Source organism: Thioflexithrix psekupsensis (assembly GCF_002149925.1).
Lineage (GTDB): Bacteria > Pseudomonadota > Gammaproteobacteria > Beggiatoales > Beggiatoaceae > Thioflexithrix > Thioflexithrix psekupsensis.
On sequence record NZ_MSLT01000023.1, the window covers coordinates 753,182 to 779,964 of the forward strand.

Annotated in this window: 25 protein-coding genes; 14 read left to right on the forward strand and 11 right to left on the reverse strand. The window is 39.1% G+C overall.

What is annotated here, in order from left to right; all coding sequences use genetic code 11:
* The first annotated feature begins 29 nt into the window (after window positions 1-29).
* Window positions 30-1,379 (forward strand): DUF4139 domain-containing protein, encoded by a 1,350-nt coding sequence (locus TPSD3_RS15850; RefSeq protein WP_086489499.1) that lies wholly within the window; start codon window positions 30-32, stop codon window positions 1,377-1,379.
* Between the two features lie 50 nt (window positions 1,380-1,429).
* A complete protein-coding gene (locus tag TPSD3_RS15855; RefSeq protein WP_086489500.1) occupies window positions 1,430-2,557 on the forward strand; it encodes a hypothetical protein in 1,128 nt (375 codons plus the stop codon).
* Window positions 2,558-2,602: 45 nt separating this feature from the next.
* Here TPSD3_RS15855 and TPSD3_RS15860 read toward each other — a convergent pair whose 3' ends face one another.
* Together TPSD3_RS15860 and mgtE are read right to left on the reverse strand one after the other, a co-directional pair.
* A complete protein-coding gene (locus tag TPSD3_RS15860) occupies window positions 2,603-3,292 on the reverse strand; it encodes a hypothetical protein (protein ID WP_086489501.1) in 690 nt (229 codons plus the stop codon).
* 65 nt (window positions 3,293-3,357) lie between these two features.
* Window positions 3,358-4,800: a magnesium transporter gene (mgtE, locus tag TPSD3_RS15865; RefSeq protein WP_086489502.1), complete on the reverse strand. Its 1,443-nt coding sequence runs from the start codon at window positions 4,798-4,800 to the stop codon at window positions 3,358-3,360.
* 277 nt (window positions 4,801-5,077) lie between these two features.
* Here mgtE and TPSD3_RS17655 point away from each other — a divergent pair, with 277 nt between their 5' ends.
* Entirely contained in the window at window positions 5,078-5,224 is a 147-nt protein-coding gene (locus tag TPSD3_RS17655; protein WP_176329904.1) for a hypothetical protein, read from the forward strand.
* Window positions 5,225-5,240: 16 nt separating this feature from the next.
* Here TPSD3_RS17655 and TPSD3_RS15870 read toward each other — a convergent pair whose 3' ends face one another.
* Both TPSD3_RS15870 and TPSD3_RS15875 read right to left on the reverse strand, forming a co-directional pair.
* Window positions 5,241-7,379 carry an EAL domain-containing protein gene (locus TPSD3_RS15870; protein WP_140048584.1) on the reverse strand — a complete coding sequence of 713 codons (2,139 nt, stop codon included), beginning with the start codon at window positions 7,377-7,379 and terminating at the stop codon, window positions 5,241-5,243.
* Window positions 7,380-7,437: 58 nt separating this feature from the next.
* A complete protein-coding gene (locus TPSD3_RS15875) occupies window positions 7,438-7,914 on the reverse strand; it encodes a YfiR family protein (RefSeq protein WP_176329905.1) in 477 nt (158 codons plus the stop codon).
* A 632-nt stretch (window positions 7,915-8,546) separates the two neighbouring features.
* Between TPSD3_RS15875 and moaA the strand changes: the two genes are divergently transcribed.
* From moaA to TPSD3_RS15890, 3 genes are read left to right on the forward strand one after another with little or no spacing between them, the layout of a single operon-like run.
* Complete coding sequence (gene moaA / locus TPSD3_RS15880; RefSeq protein WP_086489505.1) at window positions 8,547-9,542, forward strand: GTP 3',8-cyclase MoaA; 996 nt, start codon at window positions 8,547-8,549, stop codon at window positions 9,540-9,542.
* Between the two features lie 2 nt (window positions 9,543-9,544).
* Window positions 9,545-10,393, forward strand: a complete 849-nt coding sequence (locus TPSD3_RS15885; RefSeq protein ID WP_245391621.1) for a formate dehydrogenase accessory sulfurtransferase FdhD — start codon at window positions 9,545-9,547, stop codon at window positions 10,391-10,393.
* Window positions 10,394-10,435: 42 nt separating this feature from the next.
* A complete protein-coding gene (locus tag TPSD3_RS15890) occupies window positions 10,436-11,347 on the forward strand; it encodes a helix-turn-helix transcriptional regulator (protein ID WP_245391622.1) in 912 nt (303 codons plus the stop codon).
* A gap of 7 nt (window positions 11,348-11,354) precedes the next feature.
* Here TPSD3_RS15890 and TPSD3_RS15895 read toward each other — a convergent pair whose 3' ends face one another.
* Window positions 11,355-13,253, reverse strand: a complete 1,899-nt coding sequence (locus tag TPSD3_RS15895; protein ID WP_140048585.1) for a hypothetical protein — start codon at window positions 13,251-13,253, stop codon at window positions 11,355-11,357.
* Window positions 13,254-13,592: 339 nt separating this feature from the next.
* Here TPSD3_RS15895 and TPSD3_RS15900 point away from each other — a divergent pair, with 339 nt between their 5' ends.
* Window positions 13,593-13,865 (forward strand): (2Fe-2S)-binding protein, encoded by a 273-nt coding sequence (locus TPSD3_RS15900; RefSeq protein WP_086489507.1) that lies wholly within the window; start codon window positions 13,593-13,595, stop codon window positions 13,863-13,865.
* 75 nt (window positions 13,866-13,940) lie between these two features.
* Here the strand turns inward: TPSD3_RS15900 and TPSD3_RS15905 are convergent, their stop codons facing one another.
* Window positions 13,941-14,369, reverse strand: a complete 429-nt coding sequence (locus TPSD3_RS15905; RefSeq protein ID WP_176329906.1) for a helix-turn-helix domain-containing protein — start codon at window positions 14,367-14,369, stop codon at window positions 13,941-13,943.
* Window positions 14,370-14,474: 105 nt separating this feature from the next.
* The gene (locus TPSD3_RS15910) at window positions 14,475-15,485 is read right to left on the reverse strand and encodes a class 1 fructose-bisphosphatase (RefSeq protein WP_086489509.1); all 1,011 of its coding nucleotides are present in this window, start codon (window positions 15,483-15,485) and stop codon (window positions 14,475-14,477) included.
* A 168-nt stretch (window positions 15,486-15,653) separates the two neighbouring features.
* Here TPSD3_RS15910 and TPSD3_RS15915 point away from each other — a divergent pair, with 168 nt between their 5' ends.
* The 7 genes from TPSD3_RS15915 to moeA all read left to right on the forward strand — a co-directional run bounded on the left by TPSD3_RS15915 (window position 15,654) and on the right by moeA (window position 23,179).
* Window positions 15,654-17,657, forward strand: coding sequence for an adenylate/guanylate cyclase domain-containing protein (locus tag TPSD3_RS15915; protein ID WP_176329907.1), 2,004 nt, complete (start codon window positions 15,654-15,656; stop codon window positions 17,655-17,657).
* A gap of 119 nt (window positions 17,658-17,776) precedes the next feature.
* Entirely contained in the window at window positions 17,777-18,022 is a 246-nt protein-coding gene (locus TPSD3_RS15920) for an HP1242/YdcH family protein (protein ID WP_086489511.1), read from the forward strand.
* 158 nt (window positions 18,023-18,180) lie between these two features.
* Window positions 18,181-18,630, forward strand: a complete 450-nt coding sequence (locus TPSD3_RS15925; RefSeq protein ID WP_086489512.1) for an Hsp20/alpha crystallin family protein — start codon at window positions 18,181-18,183, stop codon at window positions 18,628-18,630.
* A gap of 91 nt (window positions 18,631-18,721) precedes the next feature.
* Window positions 18,722-19,837: a DUF262 domain-containing protein gene (locus TPSD3_RS15930; RefSeq protein WP_086489513.1), complete on the forward strand. Its 1,116-nt coding sequence runs from the start codon at window positions 18,722-18,724 to the stop codon at window positions 19,835-19,837.
* A complete protein-coding gene (locus TPSD3_RS15935; protein WP_086489514.1) occupies window positions 19,837-20,955 on the forward strand; it encodes an AAA family ATPase in 1,119 nt (372 codons plus the stop codon). The genes TPSD3_RS15930 and TPSD3_RS15935 overlap by 1 nt, the downstream gene beginning before the upstream one ends.
* 4 nt (window positions 20,956-20,959) lie before the next feature.
* Complete coding sequence (locus TPSD3_RS15940) at window positions 20,960-21,901, forward strand: hypothetical protein (RefSeq protein ID WP_086489515.1); 942 nt, start codon at window positions 20,960-20,962, stop codon at window positions 21,899-21,901.
* 54 nt (window positions 21,902-21,955) lie between these two features.
* The gene (gene moeA / locus TPSD3_RS15945; RefSeq protein ID WP_086489516.1) at window positions 21,956-23,179 is read left to right on the forward strand and encodes a molybdopterin molybdotransferase MoeA; all 1,224 of its coding nucleotides are present in this window, start codon (window positions 21,956-21,958) and stop codon (window positions 23,177-23,179) included.
* Window positions 23,180-23,229: 50 nt separating this feature from the next.
* On the opposite strand, the gene TPSD3_RS15950 is transcribed toward moeA, so the two are convergent.
* The 4 genes from TPSD3_RS15950 to TPSD3_RS15960 form a co-directional block, all read right to left on the reverse strand.
* Window positions 23,230-24,099: an IS630 family transposase gene (locus TPSD3_RS15950; RefSeq protein WP_140048587.1), complete on the reverse strand. Its 870-nt coding sequence runs from the start codon at window positions 24,097-24,099 to the stop codon at window positions 23,230-23,232.
* Window positions 24,100-24,105: 6 nt separating this feature from the next.
* Window positions 24,106-24,261: a hypothetical protein gene (locus tag TPSD3_RS17660; RefSeq protein WP_176329685.1), complete on the reverse strand. Its 156-nt coding sequence runs from the start codon at window positions 24,259-24,261 to the stop codon at window positions 24,106-24,108.
* Between the two features lie 125 nt (window positions 24,262-24,386).
* The gene (gene hemA, locus TPSD3_RS15955; RefSeq protein WP_342587080.1) at window positions 24,387-25,808 is read right to left on the reverse strand and encodes a glutamyl-tRNA reductase; all 1,422 of its coding nucleotides are present in this window, start codon (window positions 25,806-25,808) and stop codon (window positions 24,387-24,389) included.
* A gap of 102 nt (window positions 25,809-25,910) precedes the next feature.
* Window positions 25,911-26,783, reverse strand: a complete 873-nt coding sequence (locus tag TPSD3_RS15960; protein WP_086489518.1) for an RpnC/YadD family protein — start codon at window positions 26,781-26,783, stop codon at window positions 25,911-25,913.

The following is a 26,783-nucleotide window of genomic DNA, read 5'->3' on the forward strand; positions in this document are numbered from 1 at the left end:
TTAATCACAAAATAACAGAAGGATATTGTATGTTAAAACGAATTTTTTTAGCGGTTACATTATGCGTTCCATTTTTGGTTTATGGTAAAATTGATTTAGTGACATTACCGATGCGCGATCAAGTGCAATTAACCATTTATAATCCCGCCGATTTAACCTTAGTCACAGAACAACGCAGTTTAACTTTAAAGCCCGGTATTAATCATTTAGAATTCAGTTGGGAAAATACGCTCATTGATCCCACTTCGGTGCAATTATCCGCACCCCAACATGCCGATCAAGTTCGCTTATTAGAAGTGGCTTATCCACCCAATACGCAAAATAGTGCGATTTGGCGTATTGAATCGCAAGTGGGTGGGGAAATTCCCGTAGAAATTAGTTTTTTTACTTCGGGCATTTCTTGGCAATCGCATTATTTGGCTTTATTGTCTTCTGATGAGCAGTTTTTACAGTTGCAACATTTTGTGCGGGTAGATAATCGCAGTGGAGAAGATTATGAAAATGCGCAAACTCGTTTGTTATTAGGTCAAGTGCAATTGATTGATGAAATTGCGACTTTAGCGCGCCGTTCGCCACCTTATGGTAAACCGATAATTGAAACGCCCAGACGAGAGCAAATGGCACGCATAATGGCAGCACCCGCGCCACAAGCAGAATCATTTGAAATGGATGATGAATTAGAAGCCAGTGCAGGGGCTTTTTTAGATTTAAAGCAAGTGTTTAAAGAGCAATTATCAGAATATACTATTTACACCATTGAAGGTACGGAAACGATTTTAAATCAATGGGGCAAACGTTTGCAGGCTTTTGAGAAGGAAAAAATTCCTGTTGAGGCGTTATATCGTCATGATGAACAGCGTTATGGCACGGAAACACGGCGTTTTTTAAGTTTTATTAATAATGCAGAGCATCAATTAGGGCTTAATCCTTTACCCGAAGGGACAGTGAATTTATTTAGAAAAAATGCCGATTCGCATTTAACTTTTATTGCCGATACCACCATGCGTTATATTCCTGTGGAGCAGAAAGTAGAATGGGATTTAGGTGTTGCCCGCGAGGTGTTAATTGAACCCGTATTGTTACATTATGCCACTGAGAATTATCTATTTGATAATCGTGGTAACGTGGATGGATTTGATAGGGTTGAAAAATGGCAATTAACCGTGCGCAATATGCAATCTTTGCCCATTGTGGTGGAAATAATGCGCCACGCGCCGCATGCTTATTGGCAAGTGCAATATACGGAAATGGCACACGCAATTTATGAACGATTAGACAGTACCCGTTTTCAATATCGTCTGCGTTTAAACCCGCACAGTGAGGCAGTCCTTAATTATACGCTCACTTTACGCGAAGGTTCTCGACAATCAGATCGTTAATATTTCTATTATTTTACCTATTTCGTAAATTGAGAAAGTGGGAGAGAAAAGTGCGTGGCTTAAATTTATTATTATGTCTAAGTTTCTTGGTATTGCACGCGATAAATCCTGTCGAAGCACGGATTAAATTGGTGGCATTGCCCGAACGACAAGCCACTCAAGTGCAGTTAGAAAATGAACAGCACACCTTATTGTCTGAAGAACGCGAATTAAATTTGCAGGCAGGCAGCACAGAAATTGATTTTTCTTGGCAAAATGTGCAGATTCTGCCTGATTCTATTCATTTAATGGTGTTGGAACAACAGGCTCCTGTGCGTTTATTAAGTGTCAGTTATCCTCCAAATGCGCAGGCTTTAGTCTGGACGATTTCGAGTCCAAATGCACAAACCATTCGAGTGCGTATTAATTATTTATTGCGTCATTTAGATCGGCTCATTACTTATGAAGCAAAAGCCAATGCGAAAGAAACGCAATTGGAGTTAATGGGATCGCTGGTGTTGCGTAATTTTTCTGGTGAAGATTTATTTAATACTCAATTCCAATTGGCAGCGGATCAATTTGTAAAAACAGATTTGCGCAATCAAGAAACTAAGCGGTTACAATTTTTATTAAAAACCGCAATTCCAATGCAAAAACGATTTGTTTTTGATGCACGAGTTTTACCGTGGGAGCCGGAATTGCAGGAGAAAAATGTAGGCATTCCTGTGTTTTATGAATTGAAAAATACCGCAGAATCGCAATTGGGACAAATGGCGTTGTGGGCAGGAAAAACGCGGCTTTATGGCACGGACAGTCAGGGGGGGAAGGTGTTTTTAGGCGAGGATCGAGCGGCATTTACGCCGGTGGGCGATACGCTGTCGCTGCAAATTGGAGAAAGTCGGGATGTGGTGGTGACACAGCGGGTATTGTCTGAAAAACGCTTAAATGAACGCCGCAATCATAAAAATCAAGTGGTGTTATATGATGTGGAAGAAACGATGCAAGTGACTTTAGAAAATTTCCGCGATGAAAGTGTATTGATGACTTTAAAACAAGGCATGGATAGCGAATGGGAAATGATGAAAACATCGCACCCTTTTGTGCAGAAATCTTTTGATTTAATTGAATTTGAACTTAACCTTCCTGCCCGTGAAAAAGTAGTGGTCGATTACACTTATCAACGTCGCCATCAAAATTAGTTTTTAAACGTGTCTGAATGCGTTAATTCTAAATTCAGACACGCTTTATTCTTCAGAGTTATCCTGCATTTTTGCAAAGCTCATTTCACCACTTAAACGCGATACCATTCGACCAAATAATTTAGCTAAATCATCTCGATTTACTTTCTCTTCTTGCAAGCGTTGTAATTCTCGTGTCATTTCCGTTTTTAATTCGGCATATTGTTGATTTTGTCGCCGTAATAATTCTTGAAAAAATGTTTTTAATTGCTGCTTAATTTGTTGTAACGATTGGGTCATGTCTTGGCGCAATTGTTCAATATCTGCGCGCAGTTCTATTTGCACCCGTTGATTTTCGGCTTGAGCCATACCCAGAGGCGTTTTTGGGGTGTCGCTTTTTGGGTTTTTTCCTTGTTCACGCTGTAATTGTTCTTGTAAATCAAGTAAATGCGTTTCAAACTGCATTTCTAATTGCTGTAAACGCTGTTCAGCCGCATTTGCCCGCTGCGATAAGGTTTGGGTGGTTTGGTGGTCGGCTGCGTGTAATTCTTGACTTAATACGGCTAAACGACTTTCTAATAATTGCAAACGGTTTTGCCATTCCTGTTGTAATTGTTCTGTTTCTCGTTGCAATTCATTGGATAATTGCGCGATTTGTTTTTGCAATTCATGTTCTGTTGCACCAAATAATAAACCACGAATTTGCGACATTGCCGCATTTTGATTTAATTCTTGATAGGAGAGAGAAACAGACATTATTTTTTCCTTTGAATTTTTTGTCAGAAATGGAAAATAAACGACCCATTCTGATGCTGACAAATTCACAATAAAACCACCACCGCTAATCCTAAGAAAATAAAAAATCCCATGCTATCTGTCATAAAAGTAAGCATCACACTGCTTCCAATAGCCGGATCACGATTTAAACGATGTAATGTTAGCGGAACTAATGTACCAGTTAAAGCAGCGATAATCAAATTTAATATCATTGCCGAAGTCATGACTAAAGATAATGTCATATCTTGATACAAAACAAAGGTAAATAAACCCATGACACTGCCCCATAATGTGCCGTTTAATAGAGAAATGCTTAATTCTTTAGCAAATAAATAACGCACATTACTGCGATTAATTTGTTTTAATGCTAAACCGCGAATCACTAATGCAACGGTTTGATTTCCTGTATTTCCTCCCACGCTGGCAACAATCGGCATTAATGTCGCCAAAGCCACTAATTGTACAATCGCATCTTCAAAAACGCTGATCACCCGCGAGGCAAAAAATGCCGTCATTAAATTAACCCCTAACCATAACCAACGATTACGCGCACTGTGCCATACGGGCGCAAATAAATCTTCCTCTTCCGTTAAACCCACTTGCCCTAAACGCTCCTTTTTAGCCCGCTCCTCTACAAAATCCATAACCAAATCAATACCAATTCGCCCCACCACTTGATTATGTGAATTTAATACGGGCGCGGAAATTAAATCATAACGCTCAAAAGCTCCTGTGGCTTCCCCCGCATCATCATGGGTATAAAAGAAAACCACATCGGGATTCATTAATTCTGACACTAAACTGTCTGGAGAACTAATTAATAATTTATTTAGTTTTAATCCACCTTTTAATAATCCCTCACGATCCACCACAAATAATTGATCCAAATCATTAGGAATTTCCCCGCGTCGACGCAAATAACGCAGCACCACATCGATAGAAATATCCTCCCGCACCATCACCACGTCAAACTCCATTAAAGCCCCCACAGAGCCTTCTGGGAAGGTCATGACGGATTGCACCTGTTCACGGTCTGATTGATCCAGCGATTTCATGACCGCAATCACCATGTCACTGGGTAAATCAGGCATTAAATCCGCAATTTCATCAGATTCTAAATGTTCAACGGCATGAATTAATTCTTTATGTTCTAAATCGTCAATCAAAGAAGCCCGCACCGCATCGCTCACTTCTAACAATACCGCGCCATAACGTTTCACATCAATTAAATCCCATACCATAATGCGTTGTGGTAAAGGCAATTGTTCTAAAACATAAGCAATATCCGCAGGATGCAAAGATTCTAATTTTTGACGCAATTCAGCCAATTGTTGTTTAGCCACTAAAGTCTGAATTAATTCCTGACGAGGCGAATCTTGTTTTTTTACTAAATGACTCACTAATTGTTGTTTATTCAGTAAATAAATAATTTGTTTTAAAGTATCTTCTAAATTGCGTTGGTGCAAAATGGGAGGATGTTCTGTCATGGGAGATCAACCTTAGATAAAGAGGATAGAAAAATGGTGGAGAAGTGGAGAGAATTGATTTTTTATTTTTTTGTGAAATGGCTAAGACGGATCATAAGTCCTTTTATCTGTTGATTCAATCCCTTTATCCTTAAATCTCCTGAATCTTATTCATAAACACACTATGACGATATTAAATCAGGGAGGAAAAATAATTTTTTTATCATGGTTTATTGCTTGACAAAGGAGTGGTATCAATAACCTTAATGATCATGTTATTTTTAAAGGAGAATGGACAATGAATACTATTATGTTATTGGTATTGTTCACTTTATTGGGCTTGATACTGGCTGCGGTTGTGGGCTGGTTTCTGTTTGCCGAACACGGCGCGCATCCTACGGTCAATGCAGTGAAAACAGATGATGATCAGCATTTATTTATTTAATTATTTTGCGGTTATTTTAAGTTTCCGCGCTGAGGGGATAACAGTAACTATAACCAAACTGCTCACTGAGATTAAGCGGATTTTTGAGCAATTGATGAAAATCTGCTGCGGGCATGGGTTTACCGAATAAATAACCCTGCACATAATCGCAATCATAATTGCGTAGAAAGTGCAGTTGTTCAATGGTTTCTACCCCTTCAGCGACGACCGCTAATTTTAAGTTATGTGCCATCGCAATAATGGCAGTCACTAATGCACAATCATCTTCATCTTCAGGAATATCACGCACAAAAGATTGATCAATCTTTAACGTATCAATGGGAAAACGCTTTAAATAACTCAGCGAAGAATAACCTGTGCCAAAATCATCGACAGAAATTTGCATTCCTAATTTTTTTAATGCTTTTAATGTTTCAATAGTATCTTCTGCATTAGGCATAATTAGGCTTTCGGTTAATTCTAATTCTAAGCGGCTTGGATTCATAGATAAATCGGCGATCATTTTCTCAATACTATTCAACAAATCTTCTTGTACAAATTGCCGTGCGGATAAATTGACAGAAACGTTTAGAGAATGAGGATAAATCGACTGCCATTTCATATTTTCTTGACACGCGGTACGCAACACCCATTCCCCAATGGGAATAATTAAACCCGTGTCCTCTGCTAAAGGAATAAATTGCGCGGGAGGCACTAAATTAAAATCAGGACTGCGCCAACGCACCAATGCCTCCGCGCCCACAATTTGCCCCGTGCGAATGTCGAAACGTGGTTGATACCATACTTCAAATTGTTCAAATTCAAGAGCTTGGCGCAATTTATGTTCCATATTTAAACGCGCTGCCGAAGCGGCATTGGCACTGGAAGTATAAAAGCGATAATTATTTCTTCCTTGATTTTTTGCCATGTACATTCCCGCATCAGCATTTTTCATTAAGCTGCCGACATCACGTCCATCTTTAGGATAAATACTAATGCCAATACTGGGCGTAACATATAATTCTTGTTCATGAAAACTAAATGGTAAAGTTAAGGCTTTAATAATATGTTCTGCAACAATGCCAGCATTAGCAGGTTCTCTCACGTTACGCAATAATAACGTAAATTCATCTCCTCCCAAACGTGCCACCGTATCTTCAGGCTGATTTGTACAAGTTAATAAACGTTGTGCCACTTCTTGCAATAGGCGATCTCCGGCGGCATGTCCTAAAGTATCATTAATGTATTTAAAACGATCTAAATCAATGAACAATACCGCTAATAATTCATTATTTTCATCTGCGTGATGAATCGCCTGTTCCACGCGTTTAATAAATAAAGCACGATTAGGTAAATTAGTCAGGGCATCATGATAGGCTTGATAAGTTAATTTTAGATTTAATTTTTTTAATTCAGCCGTTCGATTGGCCACGGTTTGTTCTAAATGTTCGCGGTGTTTCTCTAATTCTTCATCTCGTTGCTCTACCACTTGTAACATTTCATTAAAACCATTGACCAAAATGCCAATTTCATCGTGATGATCAATCGTTGCACGCAAGGCATAATTTTTTTCATGGGAAACGCGATGTGTTAAATCAACCAATGATAAAATAGGACGAGTAATCACGCCCTGCAATGCGGTTGATAATAAAAAGGCAATTAATACCGAAACCAGCACAATTCCAAAAGCAATACTCACGTAAGTGCGAATGCGTTGATATAATAAATTACGGTCTAATAATAAAACAATATCGCCTTGATGTTCATTTTCTGGACTTTGCATGGGCATTGAAAATTGCAAATAGGCGTGAGAATAATAGAATTGATGCGCTTTTATATCGCCTAATAAAGCAGGTTTAGCCGTTTCTTTACGCACATAAGTGGCAAAAGGTTCTGATTGGCGATTAGAAAAAATCTGCGCCATGACGATAGAGTGGTCAGCTTCTAAGGCTTTTAAGGCGTAAGTGGCGGTTTCTGCGTCGTGAAAATGCAGTGCGGATGCGGCACTGCTGGCGGTGATGCGGGTTTTGGTGCGCAGATCGCTGTCCATTGTGGCTTGCAAAGTGAGCAACTCATTGACCATAAACGCCGTGCTGGATAACAATAGCACCACGCTGCTGATTAGCAGCATAATTAAGGTTAATTTATAGCGAATGGATAAATCTTTAAAACGCACCACTTATAATCCTCTGCATGAGATTTATTTTTTTCATTATATCTGGCTTTCTGAATCTTTAATAGACCGTTTTTGCAATTTTTAAAATATTGGCGGTGAAGCGGATATTGGCTTTATCTGCTGATGTTCTATTAATATTAAATTGATTGCCATCGGCATTTAAAAACTCAACCATTCCTCCGTTTTTAGCAAAGTTTTTAGTGCTGCTTACGGTTAAAATACCAGAACCCGCTTGTTCAATCGCGGAATATAATATGGCACAATCATGACTTTGGGGATTGCCGCTAATGGCTTTTGCTTCTAATGCACGTCCTTGAATTTTCTTACCCGCAATCACTTGTTCTAAACGGCTGAGATTCACTTCTTTGCCGATGAGGCAAAACACCAAAGGTTGCTCTGTTTGTGGCCAACGCACATATTGTGCCACTGCGTATAGGGAATCGGCTTTATTGGCCTCTTGCTCGCCATTGACCAGTACCAGCCCCATAATGACCAGTAAAAACAAAGTCCTAAGCCAAAACGTCAGTAAGTTCATGTTAGTCATTATTCTAAAAAATTGATGTTTTCAAAAGAGAGACCGCAGCTTGAAAAACCACTTCCTCTGAATGATTTAAACCGATGCTTAAAATAGATTAAGCAATGATCGGCAAAATTTATTTTACACAGCCTCAACACCAACAACAGTTTTAATCCATCTTAATTTTATACTTAATTGATGGAAAAATGGAGAGGGTTAATTTATTTTTTAAATGTGGGCAATGGCATTTCACTGACTCCACTGTTTTTTATTCAGCGATGATCAAATGTTTCTATTCTTGATCTCTTTGCCACTAAGTAAAATGTGACAATAAGAGTTTCTAGCACTTTAAACGTCTCAACCTCCTCTGTTCTCATTTTTGAAACAAGTAAAGGGGTTTATTGTTACAAAAATGAGACAGTTATTCCATGTATAGGATTATTGACTTATCGTTATTTCTTTGTTTATTGCGCTGTTTTATTGCAGATGCGGTTAAAATTCTCTCCTGTTTCTTTTTAAATACAAAGGCTTGACAAAACACACGGCAACATCTAAAAATAATCCACAAACTCTGCTTTGGCTTGGGTATATTTCTTGCGGATTACTGTGTCACCACCATTTCCTTAAAAAAATTATTGGAATTATCACTCATGACTTCTCCTCTCATTGATAAGTTTAATCGTCAAATCACTTATGTGCGCCTTTCTGTGACGGATCGTTGTGATTTTCGCTGTGTTTATTGCATGAGTGAAAAAATGACGTTTATGCCACGGGCGCAATTATTAACGTTGGAAGAATTAGCCTTAATTGGACGCGCTTTTGTGGAGTTGGGAGTGGGGAAAATTCGCATTACGGGCGGAGAGCCGTTGGTGCGCAATAATGTGTTGCAATTATTTGAATCTTTGGGGCAATTGTCGGGTTTAAAAGAATTGGTTTTAACCACCAATGGTTCTCAATTGCCGCGGTTAGCAAAACCATTGCGCGATGCGGGAGTGAAACGGATTAATATTAGCTTAGACAGTTTGCGTCCTGAGCGATTTCAGCGCATTACTCGCGTCGGGCGTTTAGAACAGGTTTTAAAAGGAATTACTGCTGCAAAAGCCGCAGGATTTGAAAATATTAAATTGAATGCGGTTATTCTTAAACATCGCAATGAAGATGAAATTATTGATCTGGTTAATTTTGCGATTGATCAGGAATTAGACATTACTTTTATTGAGGAAATGCCACTTGGTGCCATCGGTGATCATGATCGGGCAGAAGTGTATTATTCCAGTGATATGATTTATCGGGATTTGTCTAACGTATTCACTTTATTACCGACGGTAGAAAATACGGGCGGCCCGTCGAAATATTTTCGTATTCCTCATGTTAAAACCCGTATTGGGTTTATTTCTCCCCACAGTCACAATTTTTGTGAAAGTTGTAATCGGGTGCGTGTGACGACGGAAGGACGTTTATTACTGTGCTTGGGACAGGAGCATTCGGTGGATTTAAAACGAGTGATTCGCGCTCACCCCAGTGAAATTGAGCCGTTAAAACAAGCGATTATCGATGCAATGGCGATTAAACCCAAAGGACATGATTTTGATTTAAATCGTATTCAGCCCGTGATTTTGCGCCACATGAATGTGACAGGTGGTTGAAGATGACACCCGCGATGTTGAACAATCCCCCCGCCGCTTTTCTCCCCAAAATGACCCAAGCTGGCTTAAAACCCACTTATGCCGTGACCGCGTATGATGAGCGTGGATTGGCGCGTGAGGTGAATATTGCGGGCGAAACACCATTGACTTTATTTGTTGATGGGCGCGAATTGGTCACGTTGATGACGCTGGGAACGTTCCCTGAAGCCTTAGCGATTGGTTATTTGCGCAATCAGCGTTTTATTGAGCGTATTGATGAGTTGGTGGAAGTATGCGTGGATTGGACGCGAGAGCGGGTGGATGTGAAAACGGCACGCGGCATCGAAAATTGGGAGGCACGTTTACAACATCGCACCGTGACAACAGGGTGCGGACAAGGGACAGTCTTCAGTTGTAGTATTAATAAAACCTATGAAATTCATTTGCCTGCGCTGACCTTGACGCAATCTTATTTGTATCATTTACTGGCCTTGTTGGCAGAGTATAACGAAGTGTATCGTCAAGCGGGCGCGGTACATGGTTGTGCCTTGTGTCGAGCGGGGGAAATTTTGGCATTTGTAGAAGATGTTGGACGACACAATGCGGCTGATGCCATCGCAGGCTTAATGTGGTTACATCAGTGGTCAGGACAAGATATGGTGTTTTACACAACAGGGCGTTTAACCTCTGAAATTGTCATGAAAACCGCTTATATGGGCATTCCTGTTTTATTGTCGCGCTCTGGTGTGACGCAAATGGGTTTAGAATTAGCCACCGAAATTGGCGTGACCATGATTGCCCGTGCAAAAGGTCAGCATTTTTTAATTTATAACGGAGTAAAAAATATTATTTTTGATGCCTCTCCTGTTTAAAATGTTTAGCTTATTGCTTTTTAATGTGTGGATGATTGAATAATGAACAGTATGCTTGATTCTTTACCGCCTTTTTTGAACGTCAAGCAAGTTGCAGATTATTTACAACTGCATGAAAAAAAGGTTTATTCTTTATTAAACGAAGGGCAAATTCCTGCGACAAAAGTGACAGGAAAATGGTTATTTCCACGTGAATTAATTGATCAATGGTTATTAGATAATAGTTATGCGGGGGTTTTTGCGGATCGTTTATTAATTGCGGGGGCGGATGATCCCTTGTTGTATCGAATGGTGGCGTTATTAAGTGCAGAATGGCAAGAACAAGCCTTAATGGCACATCATCCCACCCCTGTGCAATGGGGATTGTCGTTATTGGCGCAACGGCGAGTGGATGCGGCCGTGATTCATTGGGGGCCGAGTGTAGAAAGTCATTTACGTCATGCTGCATTAATTCAACAATATCCGCAGCATTCGCAATGGTTAATTATTCGCTTATTTGAACGGGAACAAGGTTTATTATTTTCGCCTAAAATAGCGCATTATGCGCAATTACCGATTGAGCAATTATTGCAAAAATCTTTGCATTGGGTGACACGTCAAGAAGGCTCTGGTACACAATGGTTTTTATTAGAATTATTGGCGCGCTATCACGTAAAATGGGCTGAATTAACGCGCGTCACAGAAGCTCGCTCAGTGCGCGAAGTCGGCGGCTTATTGATCACACAACAAGCCGATATTGCGGTGGGCAGTCGGGCGATGGCGCATGAATTAGGTTTAACTTTTATGGCGTTGGATTGGGAAGCGATAGATGTGGCGTTAAATCGAGGGGTTTATTTTCGGCATTTATTTCAACAATTCTTAGCTTTTTTACAAACGCCCGCCACGCAAGCCCTGAGTCAATCTTTGCGCGGTTATCGTTTAGATCGCTCAGGGAAAATGATTTGGTCGGGATAATAGGGGCTTAATTGGTTTTTGTCATCAATTTTTGCCCGCGCTCAAATGCCGTCAATTTGACACCTAATTTTGGAGAAAATAACCGTTGTATCCACGCAGGTTGAATGATTAAGCGTAGTTCATTAACTGAAGTCAGTGTTTCGCCAGTGTACCACTGATTAATATCCTGTTGAGACAGAATTAATGGATTATATAAAAAACCTGTTTCAGCCATTCGAGGAATAAGACGATGTCTCAATATCTTTTCCTCAGAAGTCTTAGTCTCTAAATACACCTCTGGTAAACGATAGAACGTGGTGTAAATCTTTCCTAGCAAAGATTTATCAATGTCCAATGTTAATAAAAACGGTTGATCCGTCCATTGTTCCACATTAAGCCATTCCCCTTCCTTGATGTCTTGTTCTAATAAAATGGGCGAGGAAAAAGTGCTTTGTTGCTTTGCGATATATTGCAATAATAAATACCCTTTTTCTTCTATAACAGGCTTATAATTTTGCAATAAAATCTTGTAGGACTCTGCGTCATTTAAAAGTGGAAATTGATGGTCTATAGTCTGTAGTTTAAAAATAATAAATTCAGGAGGATTGTTTAAGAAAAATTGTTGGTTAATGTCCATTAATTTTTTCGTATAAACCGTGTAACTTTGAAAAACGGGACGTGGATGCCAATTAAAGTTATTCAGAAAAATAATCATCTGATCCCAAGAAAAAATATCTACCGTAGAATTGGCAATAATTTTACGCATTTCTGGCAATTCATATTGGCTTTTCAAATTATTCCAACTCGATTGATAATGTTGGGTTAATTTAGGTAAGTCTGCTAGTGTGTTTATATTGGTTATGACTCGTCTATTCCACAAACCCAGAAAATTCTCAGCATGGTGGGGAATTCCAAACCCACCAGAAATCAAAACCCCGTACAAAGAAAAAACCACCACGGCATAACGCAACACTCGTTGTATTAAATAAACAATCTTAGAAACATTTGAATAGTCATTCATCAAGAAAACAAGCGTCAGCGCAGTGGGGAAAAATATTAGAACATGAAGACCTTGACGAACAAATCCTGCCTTGAACGCTAAAAATAAACTCAGTAATAGCACTGTTCCAGTCACTAAGGCCGCCATTTTATTGGATTGCGTTGCTATATTCAGCACCACCAATCCCAAAAAGCATAAAAAAATGGCTAACGCATAGAATAATTGAGTCGGTAAATAACCCAAAGACATAGCCTCGCTATAACCCTTTGTGATTTCTATGGAATTAATGATAAAAATTGGGATATTGGCAAGGGATTGTCCTAATATCAGCCATACCAGACTGAATAAAAAAATAAAACTGAGCAGAATCACTAAAGCAATTTTCCAAGAATGCTGCCACCAAGCCATAAAGATAATGCCGGTCACAGCAATTCCAGTCCATACAAAAAAAGTGAATTTCCCCATCCCAATGATAATCAGAGCCAAAAAGGCTAACAATAAACCAAAATAATTTATCCACGTAAAATCATAACGAGTAAGCAAGTGAATGGAAAAAATAAAGATTATATGTAAAGCAAGAAAATATTTAGGCTCTAAATGCCAGCCGAGAGAAACTGTGATCAATAAAACAAAATAAAGTATCTTGTCTAAATCACTTTTAATGAAACGCAAAGCGTATAAAAATAAAATTGACAGACTAAGAGAAATGACGATTTGAAATATTAAAAAACTCTTAAAAAGCTCTGGTAAATAAGCCGAATGAAAATGTTGATGATACCCCAATGGTGCAAAAGTAAATATATAATCCACTCCCGCCTGCCAATGATGAGTAAACGCATACCCCAACGCAGCAGTCCATGATGGATCAAGATTGACATTGGCGGGCTGCCCAAAACCAATCAAAGATAAAAAAATTAGGGTTATCACCCCAAGTGATATGAAATTTTTTTCATTTATCACTTGATTAAGCCACCGCTTATCAAATTGGAACTGATTTGGATGCACAGTGTTATCACTCCGAGCCATTAAAAATGATTTTATTGGAAATCTGTCATCACCCATTCGGACAATGATTAAAATATTCCCACAATGTCAAGGCGGAGTATACCTGATGACCTGATTTGTGGCCAACTCTTTCCGAAATTGACCCTTCAAACCAGATAAAAAAGTAATTGACAATCATTCTTATTTACAACTATACTTGAGTCCAGTGTTGAACTTGAGTCTTGATTCTGGCGGTTTGATTTTCTTTAAGGGGATTGGTCAATGTATATCTGTTTATGTCAGCCTGTCACGGATGGGCAAATTCGAGAAGCAGTCTGTAGTGGTGTGGCGTGTAATGTGCGGCAACTGCAAAACCATTTGGGCATCGCTAAACAGTGTAAAAGATGCGCCAGAGCCGCAAAAGAAGTGGTTAATGAGACCCTACTGAGTCTGGAACGAAATCACCCGCCCACGCACTCTATTCATGCCGTGGCCATGCAGGCTCATCTGGAAAAGATACCCACAACCCAATCCGCCGCAGGATTTTCGTTGTGAAGCATCGTCAAACAAAAACAGGTGAATTTTAGAAAAAACACAAATCAGCTTTAATATTTCAATAACGTGTTTATTTTACATTTTATGCCACAGCCGTTGTGGGTTGAGTTTTTGACTTTTTTCATAACAAAACCCAGCTTGCTCTAACAACTGCACATAAGAGGTTTCTGAACAATAAACCACATCCCATTCTTTTTCTAAATATTCTTTTAACGATCTAACCGCAATCGTGTCAAACGCATTCAACCATTGCAACACGTGTTCTCGTTGTTGATCCGATAAATAGCCTTCAGACCCCTTATAAGCTAATTTCAGTCCGCTTATGCCTGATTTGGCATAAGCGGCTTTCCATTTATCAATAAACTGCACACTACAACCACACACTTCAGCCACCGCCGGGCGAGAATAACCCAATAGGGACATTCTCACCGCTAAAGCCCGTTTCATTTCTCGTCGGTCGCCGGTTTCTTGTAATTCTAAAAGTTCAGGATATTGATTTGCCATTTTTAAATCCATCAAAGTAGAGGTGACAACGTGGAATGTAGCAGCCTTATTTTGTGTTGTCGATAGATTTAAATGGACTTGCAAAAAAACGAGGTAAACTACAATTTAAGTCGCTTGATGATAATCGATTAAGCGTTGCACTTCATGGCGCGATCCAAGAATGACAGGAACACGTTGATGTAAATCTGTTGGCACAATCTCCAAAATGGGTTGACGGCCAGTGGTGCTTAAACCGCCAGCTTGTTCGACAATAAACGACATCGGACTGGCTTCGTAGAGTAAACGTAAACGGCCACCTTTTTCCTTATTTTTAGAATCTAAAGGATATAAAAAGACTCCGCCACGCATTAAAATGCGGTGAATTTCCGCCACCATAGAAGCAATCCAACGCATATTAAAATCTTTATCTCGTGTGCCGGTTTTTCCGGCCAGACATTCGCTGACATAACGTTTAACGGGTTCTTCCCAAAAGCGTTGATTAGAGCTGTTGATGGCAAATTCTTGGGTATCTTCAGGAATTTTGATATTAGGATGGGTTAAAATAAATTCGCCCACATTTTGATCCAAAGTAAAGCCATTTACCCCGTTACCCGTGGTTAAAACCATCATGGTGGCAGGCCCGTAAACGGCATAACCGGCGCAGATTTGTTGCGTGCCGGGTTGCAAGAAGTCTTTGACGGTGGGCTGTTCTACATGATCAGGACAGCGCAAAATAGAGAAAATAGTCCCAATCGACACATTCACATCAATATTTGATGAACCGTCTAAGGGATCAAAAACCAGTAAATATTTACCGCGGGGATACTGTGCGGGAATTTGATAGACATCGTCCATTTCTTCAGAGGCCATTGCGGCCAAATGTCCGCCCCATTCATTCGCCTTTAAAAAGAGCGTATTGGCAATAATATCTAACTTCTTTTGGGTTTCGCCCTGCACATTTTCCTGTTGAGTACTACCCAATACATTGACCAATGCGCCGTTTTTCGTGAGATGGGAAATAGTCTTACAGGCTAACACCACATCGGTAAGCAAGCCGGTAAAATCTCCGGTGGCACCTTGAATACTGCGTTGTTCTTCAATAATAAATTGCGTAATCGTGGTATGATTGGGAAGCATAGGGTCTCCTTATGTGGAATGGCGAATTTATTGCTGTGTTGAAGTGGGCTGTGCTGCCCCGAACGTAGATTAGTAAATCAATAACTTCTAATATTATACTCGCGGCAGGGTATTTTTTTGAATTATAAATATTTATCGTAACGATAAATAATAACTAAGGATATGATTTTGAATTTATTAACGTTATTAAAGTGGTTAAAAATAACTATGATATGGAAATCAATATTAATTGGTTTACTCTATTCTGGAATAATGTCTGCCTCTGCCAACACAGAAGTATCTGAAGATGTTTTATTTTCGATTCAACAATTAATGAGCCAAGCCCAACAAGCCCAAATCAGAGAAGATAATCAAACGGCATTAACTTTACAAAGACAAGCCTCTGAATTATTACAATTGCATTTGCCTGATAGTGCGTTGTTTATGGAAAATAGTTATTTTTTAGCCAAGTTACATTATGATTTAGGCTCTTATGTACAAGCATTAGCCAGTTATGAAAAGGTGAGTGTATTGGCAGGAAAATTAGGAGATAAAGAAAAATTTGCAGCGGCTTTATTAGGGATGAGCATGACGCTGTGGCGACAGGACAATTACCAAGCGGCATTAGAACACGGTTTAAATGCTTTGCGTGCCTATCAAGAATTGGATCATCGTGCGGGAATTGCCGACGCATTGCATAATATAGGAACGATTAATGACATACTGAAAAATTATGATAAAGCCTTAGAATATCATCAACAGGCTTTAGTTTTACGCGAACAATTACAAGATCGCAAAGCAATTGCTGAATCTTTAAATGCGATGGGAATTGTTTATTATTTTTCAAAAAACTATGAAAAAGCGGCCGAGTTTTACGAAAAAACATTGGCCATTCTCATGCAATTAGAAGATGATAAAGGCGTTGCTAAATTGCTTAATAACTTGGGTTTGGTGTATAAAGAGCAAGGTGATTATGACAAAGCGATAAATTACTTTTTTCAAACCCTTGATTATGCAAATAAACTAGGGAACAAATATGAAATTGTCAATGTATCCAATAATATTGGTAAATTATTTATTTTGAAAGCGGATTATGATCAAGCTGAATTATTTTTGCATCGTGCTTTAAAAATTGCAGAAGAGATTGAGGCTAAAGATTTAATCAGAGAAAGCAGTGAATACTATTCTGATTTATTTGTTGCCAATAATGATTATGAAAAGGCGTTATTTTACTTTAAAAAGGCGGCTCAAATACGAAGAGAATTGTTAGATGAAAATCGTGGCAAAGCGATTGCCGATCTACAAACCAAATATGAAACAGAGCAAAAAGCGCAAGAAATTGCTTTATTGCAACGCGAAAATAATATTAAACAGTTAGAATTAGAACGCCAAACTTTATTGCGTAATGGTTTCTTGATTGGTTTTGGTTTTGTTTTACTCATGGCAATGGTGGCGTTTTACTTATATATTGTGAAAAAGAAAGCGCATCATCAGTTGTCGGAATTATACAGTTTAATTTCGCAAGAAAAAGCCAAATCAGATCAATTATTACTGAATATTTTACCCAGTCGTGTTGCCAATGATTTAAAAGAATTTGGCAAAACTGAACCTGAATTATTTGAAAATGTTACCGTGTTTTTTTCTGATATTGTGTCTTTTACCAAAACCTCAGAAAAATTGGATGTAAAAGTATTAATTGAGGAGTTAAATGATATTTTTACTGCCTTTGATAATATTGTGGAACGCAATCATTGTGAGCGAATTAAAACCATTGGTGATGCTTATTTGTGCGTTTGTGGAATGCCTGAGGAAAATCCTCAACATGCTTATAATATTGTGCGGGCAGCGGTGGAAATTATTCAATACATGCAGCAACGCAACGCCCAACGATCTATCTCTTGGCAAATTCGCGTAGGCATTCATACTGGGCCTGTGGTGGGTGGCGTAGTGGGCGTGAAAAAATATATTTATGATGTATTTGGCGACACCATTAATACCACTTCTCGTATGGAAGCTAATTCCGAACCCATGAAAATTAATATTTCTTCCGTCACTTACGCCGCTATTCAAGGACAATTCAAAACCCAAGACCGCGGCGAAATTGATGCAAAAGGTAAAGGAAAAATGCGTATGTATTTTGTAGAAACGGATTCTAATACTGCCCTTCTCAATGTGATGCAACACAACCAGTAATTCTTTTTATCAGAGTTATGAATTTTTTAACGACAACACACGGCAAAAACTGTTAAACTAACCCGTCCGATTATTCTAAATTCAACAACACAACAACCCATTTTTTAAAGGAGCGACCTATGTTTGGCGAACATCATGAAATCGTCAAAGAGTTCCCACAATATCGGGATTCTATTAAGAACTTATGCGAAACAGATCAACATTTTCAACAGATGTATCAAGAATATCATGAGCTTGATGAAGAAATCTTGAAAATTGAACAGAATGTAGAACCTGTCTCCGATGTTTACGCTGAAACACTCAAGAAAAAACGGGTACATCTGAAGGATCAGATTTACCACAAATTGGTGCATCATTCAGCTTAATGGGTTTATTAGTGTAAACGATCTGATAACGGCGACGAGAATGAATGCTTGTCGCCGTTTTTTTTGCCTCTTTTCCGTCTTGAAACGGCACACTTCACGCTTATATACCCGTCAGTTGTCGCTTATTTTGATCATCATTTATACAGGGGGTATTGCAAATGAACGCATCTCGTTTTCGTCACAATCCTTGGACTTTGTTGGATCAGTTATACAAAAACTTAGATCAAAGTTATTCTCATTACCCTGCCGAAGCGGACGAAGAGACTACCGTGGCAACCAGTGCATGGGTGCCTGCGGTGGATATTAAGGAAGAAGAAGACCGTTTTGTGATTCAAGCCGACATACCGGGCGTGGCACCGTCTGACATTGAAGTGACGATGGAAAAAGGCATGTTGACGATTCGCGGCGAACGCAGCATACACACCGCAGAAGAACGTAAACTTTATAAGCGCGTAGAACGCACACGTGGCACATTTTATCGTCGTTTTGGTTTACCCGACACTGCGGATGCGGACAGAATCTCCGCTTCAGGTAAACACGGTGTATTAGAAATCATCATTCCCAAACGACAAGCCGCCCAAACACGCAAGATTGATGTGCGCTCCTGAGTGAGTTTTGTTAAAGTTGTTGTGTAGAAAAAACAGGCCTGGTGGGGATCAGGCCTGTTGTTGTGAGCGAAATTTTTAAGGACAAAATAGCATGATTGATAATGAAGATGTAGAAGACACCAGAGATGATACCGATGATGAAGAAGATTTTCTTTCAGATAGTAATGAACCTGCTTTTGATCCCAGAAAAATCAATATTGCAACGGAACAGAACAGCCTAGCCACTATTGTCATGATGATTAAGGATGGCATTATTGATTTAGCCCCTGAATTTCAACGCAATCCGGGAATATGGACTCCAATTAAGAAAAGTCTTTTAATTGAATCTGTTTTATTGGGAATTCCTATCCCTGCTTTTTATTTTGATACTTCTGAAAGCGGCCATGAATCTGAAAACAGCTATGAAGAAAAGTGGTTAGTGGTAGATGGTTTACAACGTTTATCGGCATTTAAAGAATTTATCATAGATCAAACTTTAGAATTGACGGGATTAGTTTTATTAACGGATTTAAAAGGGCTAAAATATCATCAATTAGAGAAATTTTTACAATTAAAATTAAATCGTTATCAAGTCACCACTTTCTTGATAAGACCCAATACGCCTAAAGAAATTAGATATGACCTTTTTAGAAGAATTAATACGGGAGGATTAGTATTAAATGCTCAAGAGATACGAAACACCTTAAATAGAGGTAAACCCGCCCAGTTTTTAAAAAAATTGGCAGAAGATGCGCGTTTTTCTGCTTTATTTCCAATCAAAAATGACCGCATGGCAGATCGAGAACTTATTTTACGTTATATTGCTTTTTATAATAAACCTTATACAGAATATGAAGCCCCTTTTGCTAAATTTCTTGATAAGGCGATGGAGCATATTTCTATATTAAAACAATCTGAATTAGAGAATATAGAAAATGCTTTTTGGCAAGCATTGCAATTTATAAAAGATGCTGATCTTGATATAAATAAAAAACGACCTAATAAAGCATTGTTTGAGGTGCTTTGTGTTTTGCTGGGAAAATTAAATACAGAAGCATTGTCTAAGCTGAAAAAGAATAAAGAAAACTTTATTAAAGCGTTTAATGACATCAAATCAGACAAAAACAGTGAATTTTATAAATCCACTTATGAAGGAACAGCGAGTAAACCTTCAGTATTGACTCGCTTTAGCACCATTGAAGCATTAATTGAGAAGTATAAAAAATAATGATCCGTTATATTTATCTTAAAAATTTTAAAGCGTTTCAAGAGGCAGAAATTTATCCTGCTGCCCTTAATATTTTCTCTGGCTTAAATGGCATGGGGAAATCTACGTTTTTACAATCTTTGCTTTTATTAAGACAATCTTTTTTACAAAAAACATTGCAAGATAAAGGCCTTTTGTTAAATGGCAATTATTTGAGTTTGGGGAAAGGGAAAGATGTGTTTTCTATGTATCCAATTGAGGATAGTCATATCCTAAAATTTGAAATTGAATGGATAGAAAATCATTTATTAGTCACCGAATTTAAAGCAGATGATGACTCTGATTTGCTGCCTAATGTAAAGATAACGGGGTTATCTGATATAGTATTGCAACAGTCTTTATTTTCTAAGCGATTTCAATATCTTAGTGCAGAGCGAATCAGCCCAAAAAGTTATTTTCCTTCTTCTGCTTATGATGTAAAAGAATTAGGCTCATTGGGAAATCATGGAGAATTTACAGTATATTTTATCGCTGAAAATGAGAGAAAGCCTATTTTTTTAAATGGCTTGGCACATCCTGAAGAAAAATCTTTAGTGCTTTTGGATCAACTTGATGCGTGGCTAAAACATATTATTCCCAGTATCAAACTTAATCCATCTAAATATCGGGAGTTTGAACTTTCTCGTCTTTCCTATATATTTGAAGCAAGTAAGTATGTCACAGGAGAAATGAGACCGACTAATGTAGGATTTGGTGCAACTTATGTTTTACCCATTATTACGGCTATTCTTTCGGCTCAAAAAGGTGATTTATTGATTATTGAAAATCCAGAATCTCATCTACATCCACAAGGGCAAGCTATTTTAGGTAAATTATTTGCCATAGCCGCTAATCAAGGTGTACAGCTTTTTATAGAAACTCACAGCGATCACGTTTTAAACGGGGTACGGGTGGCGACTAAACAGAAAATTATTGATCCTGATGATGTGGGCATTTTTTTCTTTCAAAGAAAAGCAGATTCTGAAGAACATTGCACACAAATTATTCGCCCTTATCTCGATCAAGATGGCCGCCTTGATGAAAGACCTGATGGTTTTTTTGATGAATGGGGTAAACAATTAGATGAGTTGTTGAAATAATTTTATGAGTTTGGATTATTGTATCTTAAACGAATTATCCTATCCTTTTGTCGATCAATATGATGCAAAAAAAGGGCTGGAAACTTTTGTGCGCACTTATCAAAAGATTGGAGAAATTGGATTAAAAACTTTACGTTTGCCTGCTGAAATTAATAGTATTCATTATTTGCCACTTGCGCCTAATTATCTGCTTTTAAATTATCTAAATGATAGTGATGTTAATATTGATATTAAAGATAGAATAAGGGAGATTTTAACAGATGCTCCATTTATTCATGATGATGAATTTGATATAAAAGAAAAAAGTGAAAATTCTGAATTTCGTTTTCAGTTAAATGGAGAATCCGTTATTGCTCAAGGTTTGGGAGTGGCTTATTTATTAGATACTTTATGTTTGAGCTTTAATTCTCAAGAAATATGGGATTGTGATTTTATTTCACTTCTTCGTATTGACTATGAAAAAACAGAACAGGTTAAAGTTAAACATTCGTCTAAACCTGAGCATTTTACCGCTCATAAATCTTACTTTGAACAGAAAAAAAGAGACTCCCTTAAAGAAAGCAAAGAATTATGGCAAAGAAGAGCAGAATTTTTTCCACATCTTGAGTTTCTTAAACAAGTGGAACAACAATTAGAACTTTGTGGTTTATCAAAACATTTTTTTCAGATCATTGAGCGTTTAAAAAAACTGAATAATTATGCAGAAAAATGGAAACAAGAAGGCGGAGCTTATAACAATAAAGTCATAGAAGGATTAGATGTCACTGGTGAATCCGTACCTACATTAAATAAATATGCTGATGAAAGAACATTTAGATTGCCTAATGGTGAAAAAAAAATTTTTGAACAACATATTAAAACAGGTGATTTAAGAATCCATTTTTATCCAGATAATCAAACCCGTAAAATTTACGTGGGTTATATTGGCAAACATCTACGCATCTAGCGAAGATTAATCTTAACCTATTCTTACGTTTCCCCAACAGGACTCAACCCCACCATGCTCACCATTGAACAAGCCATTGCGCACATCACCTCGACCGTACAGCCCGTGCAAGGACAACAACAATTAGCTATACGTGAGGCGTTGGGACGGGTACTGGCAATGGATGTTTACGCACCTATTGATGTGCCTGCGGCGCGGTGTTCGGCAATGGATGGCTATGCGTTTGCGCGTGACTCGCTCCCCGATCAAGGCAGAGCGCATTTACAGGTGGTGGGACAGTCTTTGGCAGGGCATCCCTACACCGAAAAAGTAAAACAAGGACAATGTACCCGTATTTTTACAGGCGGTGTTTTACCCGATGACACAGATACAGTGCTGATGCAAGAAGTCGTACAAAAAGAGGGGGACAAAATTCAATTTGACCTCTCTAATGTGACATTAGGGCAATTTGTCAATGCCGCGGGGAGTGATGTACAAATGGGCAGCTTAATTGTCGCACAAGGTAAACGTTTGACTCCGGCCGATATTGGATTACTTGCGTCGTTGGGTGTACCAGAAGTCCGAGTCACACGACGGTTGCGGGTGGCTTTTTTTTCTACGGGGGATGAATTGTGTGCGTTGGGACAAAAACCGCGCCCCGGCCAAATTTATGACAGCAATCGTTATACGCTTGGTGCGATGTTGCGACGCTTAGGAGGGGAAGTGAGTGATCTGGGTGTCATTCGGGATGTGCCACATGATATTGAACATTGCTTATTGTCCGCAGCAACGCATTATGATGTTATCGTGAGTTCGGGTGGGGTCTCCGTGGGAGAGGCCGATTATGTGACAGAAACACTGCGGCGAATCGGAGAAGTTGCCTTTTGGAAAATCGCCATGAAACCAGGCAAACCGTTGAGCTTTGGGAAAATTAAGGAGGCGATTTTTTTTGGTTTACCGGGCAATCCCGTCGCCGTGATGGGAACGTTTTACCAATGCGTGCGTCCTGCATTACGGCGCATGATGGGTGAAATTGTCTCTCCTCCCGTTCGTTTTCAAGTGCGCTGCGACAGTGTGTTGACCAAAGAGGCAGGGCGCGTGGAATTTCAACGCGGTATTCTCAGTCACGATGACAGCGGCATGTTGCTGGTACGCTCTACTGGACGACAAAATTCTAATTTATTGAGTTCCATGAGTGTTGCCAATTGTTTTATTGTTTTACCTGAAAACTGTACTCGTGTAGAAAAAGGGGAATGGGTTTTAGTAGAACCTTTTGAAGGTTTAGACAGCAGCTATTAATATACCAAAATTATGTGAGATATAAAAACAAATTAAGTTTTAATATCTAGCTAGATATTAGGTATAAGATACTGTTTAATTTTATTAAACTTAAACACTTTACCTGACAAAAAGGTCTCAAACATACTAGTGACTTCTTTAAAGCTTGATAGACGATGAAAATTCTTTCTGACCCAATTCTTACCTTGAAGCCAAATATCCTCGACTGGATTTTGCTCTGGTGCATTGGGCGCAAATCTTAATAAACGAACTTTCCATTCTGATTCTGGAAGTCCCCCATTTAATTTCTCTAAATAAGTTCTTAAACCTTCAGAACGATGATAACTTGCACCATCCCAAATAATCACATGACGGGCTTCTTTATATCTGTAAATGAGCCAGTTAATAAAGTCTATCGTATATTTTGTATCAGCTTTCTTTGCCCTATCTAAAATAAATTCTCCCGTATAAATATTCACCGCTCCATACCACGTTTGAGACGTGCGATAATTACTCATCTTTATTGACGTTCTTTCTCCTTTTTTCGACCAAACATAAGCACAAATATCTCCCCACAACTGATGGCTTTCGTCTTGCATCCAGTACATTACCTCTCCACTTTCTATCTGTTCACGCTCCTTATCTATTAAATCCTTAATCTCTTTTTTTTTAGCTTCTACTTTTACCTCATCTTTTGCCGAATTCTCTTTGTGTGTCTTCTTATAACTTAAATTCGCTTCTTCTAATAATTTAGTATAAGGAGTATTTGAAGAATAGAAAACATCATACTCCTCTTTTAAGTATCTCTTTAGTTCCTCTATTGTTATTGTCTTCTTTTCTTGTATCCAATTAATCACATCTTCTCGTTCACGCGGCTTTAAATACCCTGGCGAGCCTTTATACGCTAACTTTAATCCTTCCACCCCTGACGCTAAATAAATGGCTTTCTATTTATCCACAAATTGCACACTGACACAACACGCTAAAGCCGCTTCCGCACGCACAAAACCAAGCAAAGACATTCTTACTGCCATCGCTCGCTTCACTTCTCTCGCTTCACCTGTTGACATTAACTCTTCTAAATCTTCATATCTCTTGTTCATTATTCTCTCCTATTTGAAAAGTATTATTATACGACTCTGAAAAAATTGGTATAGCAACGTGAAGTGATTCATAACATCCTAACTGCCCGATAATGCGACCATTATCGGGCGAAATCTCAGCGGTACTAATCGTTTTCAGGCAAACGAAACAAGTGGCGCGCAGAAAGCACTAAATCATCTCGTTTATCCGATCCCGCTTGACGCAATTGTACACAAGGCGCGTGTAACAAAGTATTGGTTAATTGATGGGCGAGGTGTTCGATGACTTCATGGGCAGGTTTGCCGTTGTTCAACATTCGTTTGGCTTTGTTGACCAGATCGTTGCGAATGTCGGTGGCGTGATCGCGTAAACGACATATTGTATCCACCGCACTGAGCGAATGCCACCAATCCATAAAATGTACCACTTGAGTGTCAATAATTTCTTCAGCTTGTAATGCGGCTTGGGCGCGAGAGCGGAGATTTTCTTGAATCACTTCGTTCAGATCATCCACTGTATACAAATACACGTCTTTAAGCTCGCCCACCCGTCCTTCCACATCCCGCGGCACTGCAATGTCAACAATAAATATTGGCCGACGTTTACGCGCTTTAAGGGCATTTTGCACTTGTTCAAACAGTAAAACAGGTTCAGGACTGGCTGTAGACGCAATGACAATATCCGCTTCAGCAAGATGATCGGGAATCTCTTCTAAAGTAATGGCGTAGCCCGCGAATTCTTTCGCCAGCAATCGCGCCCGTTCTAAAGTGCGATTGGCGACGACCATGCGTTTTAAGCCATTTTCGCGCAGATGACGAGCGGCCAATTCAATCGTTTCTCCTGCGCCGATCAAGAGTGCGGTACTGGTGTCGAATTGTCCAAAAATCTGTTGTGCCAAGCGTACTGCGGCAAAAGCCACAGAAACAGGGCTTGATCCGATAGCGGTATCGGTGCGCACTTGTTTAGCCACAGCAAAACCGTGTTCAAATAATTTACTCAGGAGTTTACCTGTCGTTTGATGTTCTTTGGCGAGGGCGTAAGCGGATTTCAGTTGTCCCAAAATTTGCGGTTCGCCCAACACCATCGAATCCAAGCCACTGGCCACTCGCAGTAAATGTCGTACCACTTGTTGTTGACTATAGTGATAAAGATAGTCGTTAAGCGTAGTCGGATCGAGTTGATGGTAACGCCCTAGCCATGCCACAAGAGATAAATCATTTTCGGCTTCACTCACCACATACAATTCTGTGCGATTGCAAGTAGAGACAATCACCGCCTCTTCGGCCAAACCTTCTTGAATAAGCTGTTGACAGGCGTTGATTTGCATGGCGGTGGTAAAATTAACCTGTTCTCGGATGGCGACAGGTGCAGTATTATGATTTAATCCGAGAGCGAGTAAGCGCGAATTACGATGTGACATGATGGAATGCGGGTGATTAACACAAGGATCATCAGTAGCGAGTGGCGGAGAAATCGCGGTCAACGCTGAGATTTCGCGGGCGCGGGGCGGCAGGGACTGATTTTTTTTTTCAGTTAAAAAAAATGGCAATGTTTGTTCATACGTCACACAAAATCCTCCCCTTGTTGTGATGATATAGCGATATTAGTATTCATAAAATTATTTTTATTTGCGTTTTTGAGAACAATCTGAACACTAGCAAAAAGCAAATTATAGTTTAAACACATCTTCTAAAGATTGCGCTTCAAACAATTGCAATCCCCACATTTCTAATTCATTATCGCTGGCGTGTTCCAGTTTTGTTTCTACCCAATCAGGTAAAGGATAAAAACGTTTTTCTAATAAACGTCGCAGCATGGCCGATTTACCCAAAACAATGCCGCGTCCTTCTCCAATTTGTATCCCGCGCTCCTCTCCAATTTGTATCCCGCGCTTTTCCCCCACCGAGGTATAACGCTCGAAGATTTCAGCAAAAATCGGATTTTCTTCTAAATCGACGGTGATAGGCATGGTTTTCTCCTTTTTTAACAGGTCAGGTAATTCTTTTGGACGCAAACCCACTAAAATTGCCAACTTTGCTAAAGTATCCGCTCGTTTTTTAGAGGGTAAATAAGCTATTTTACGTAAAACACGTTGTATCGCAGCCTGTTTGTCCTGCAATTGACCCAATAGAGACAACATATTGTCGCTGAGAGAATCACTTTCTAACAAAAGGGTACAATCCAACTCTCTAATATCAATCACTTGATAGCTGTATTTTAAGCAAGGCGTGTCTATTTGTGTTTCAAATAAAGCAGGATTTTTTCCAATGTACAATACAATTTGAGTAGGAATCATTTTGTAGGCTTTACCAATCAAGCCACAATATTCCAACTCTCGCCACAACATCTCCTCATCATTGCCACTTTGTAATTCTAAATGCAACAAAGTACCATCAGCCAAATAAGCCAACAAATCCGCTCGACGCTGCTTAATGCTTGAAAACTCAGCAGATTCTATACGCACCACCTCACTGCCTGCCAACAGTTTAAACAACACATTAACGTCAGGAAATAATTCTTTAAAGGTGACATCATATTTCAT

Bases quoted from the DNA above. Each gene is read 5' to 3' on its own strand.
- moeA (WP_086489516.1), top strand. From the start codon at position 21,956: ATGCTCACCATTGAACAAGCCATTGCGCACATCACCTCGACCGTACAG.
- mgtE (WP_086489502.1), bottom strand. From the start codon at position 4,800: ATGACAGAACATCCTCCCATTTTGCACCAACGCAATTTAGAAGATACT.
- TPSD3_RS15940 (WP_086489515.1), top strand. From the start codon at position 20,960: ATGAGTTTGGATTATTGTATCTTAAACGAATTATCCTATCCTTTTGTC.
- TPSD3_RS15875 (WP_176329905.1), bottom strand. From the start codon at position 7,914: ATGAACTTACTGACGTTTTGGCTTAGGACTTTGTTTTTACTGGTCATT.
- TPSD3_RS15930 (WP_086489513.1), top strand. From the start codon at position 18,722: ATGATTGATAATGAAGATGTAGAAGACACCAGAGATGATACCGATGAT.
- TPSD3_RS15860 (WP_086489501.1), bottom strand. From the start codon at position 3,292: ATGTCTGTTTCTCTCTCCTATCAAGAATTAAATCAAAATGCGGCAATG.
- TPSD3_RS17655 (WP_176329904.1), top strand. From the start codon at position 5,078: ATGAATACTATTATGTTATTGGTATTGTTCACTTTATTGGGCTTGATA.
- TPSD3_RS15885 (WP_245391621.1), top strand. From the start codon at position 9,545: ATGACACCCGCGATGTTGAACAATCCCCCCGCCGCTTTTCTCCCCAAA.
- TPSD3_RS15910 (WP_086489509.1), bottom strand. From the start codon at position 15,485: ATGCTTCCCAATCATACCACGATTACGCAATTTATTATTGAAGAACAA.
- TPSD3_RS17660 (WP_176329685.1), bottom strand. From the start codon at position 24,261: ATGAACAAGAGATATGAAGATTTAGAAGAGTTAATGTCAACAGGTGAA.
- TPSD3_RS15960 (WP_086489518.1), bottom strand. From the start codon at position 26,783: ATGAAATATGATGTCACCTTTAAAGAATTATTTCCTGACGTTAATGTG.
- TPSD3_RS15925 (WP_086489512.1), top strand. From the start codon at position 18,181: ATGAACGCATCTCGTTTTCGTCACAATCCTTGGACTTTGTTGGATCAG.
- TPSD3_RS15935 (WP_086489514.1), top strand. From the start codon at position 19,837: ATGATCCGTTATATTTATCTTAAAAATTTTAAAGCGTTTCAAGAGGCA.
- TPSD3_RS15900 (WP_086489507.1), top strand. From the start codon at position 13,593: ATGTATATCTGTTTATGTCAGCCTGTCACGGATGGGCAAATTCGAGAA.
- moaA (WP_086489505.1), top strand. From the start codon at position 8,547: ATGACTTCTCCTCTCATTGATAAGTTTAATCGTCAAATCACTTATGTG.
- TPSD3_RS15850 (WP_086489499.1), top strand. From the start codon at position 30: ATGTTAAAACGAATTTTTTTAGCGGTTACATTATGCGTTCCATTTTTG.
- TPSD3_RS15920 (WP_086489511.1), top strand. From the start codon at position 17,777: ATGTTTGGCGAACATCATGAAATCGTCAAAGAGTTCCCACAATATCGG.
- TPSD3_RS15905 (WP_176329906.1), bottom strand. From the start codon at position 14,369: ATGGCAAATCAATATCCTGAACTTTTAGAATTACAAGAAACCGGCGAC.
- TPSD3_RS15890 (WP_245391622.1), top strand. From the start codon at position 10,436: ATGAACAGTATGCTTGATTCTTTACCGCCTTTTTTGAACGTCAAGCAA.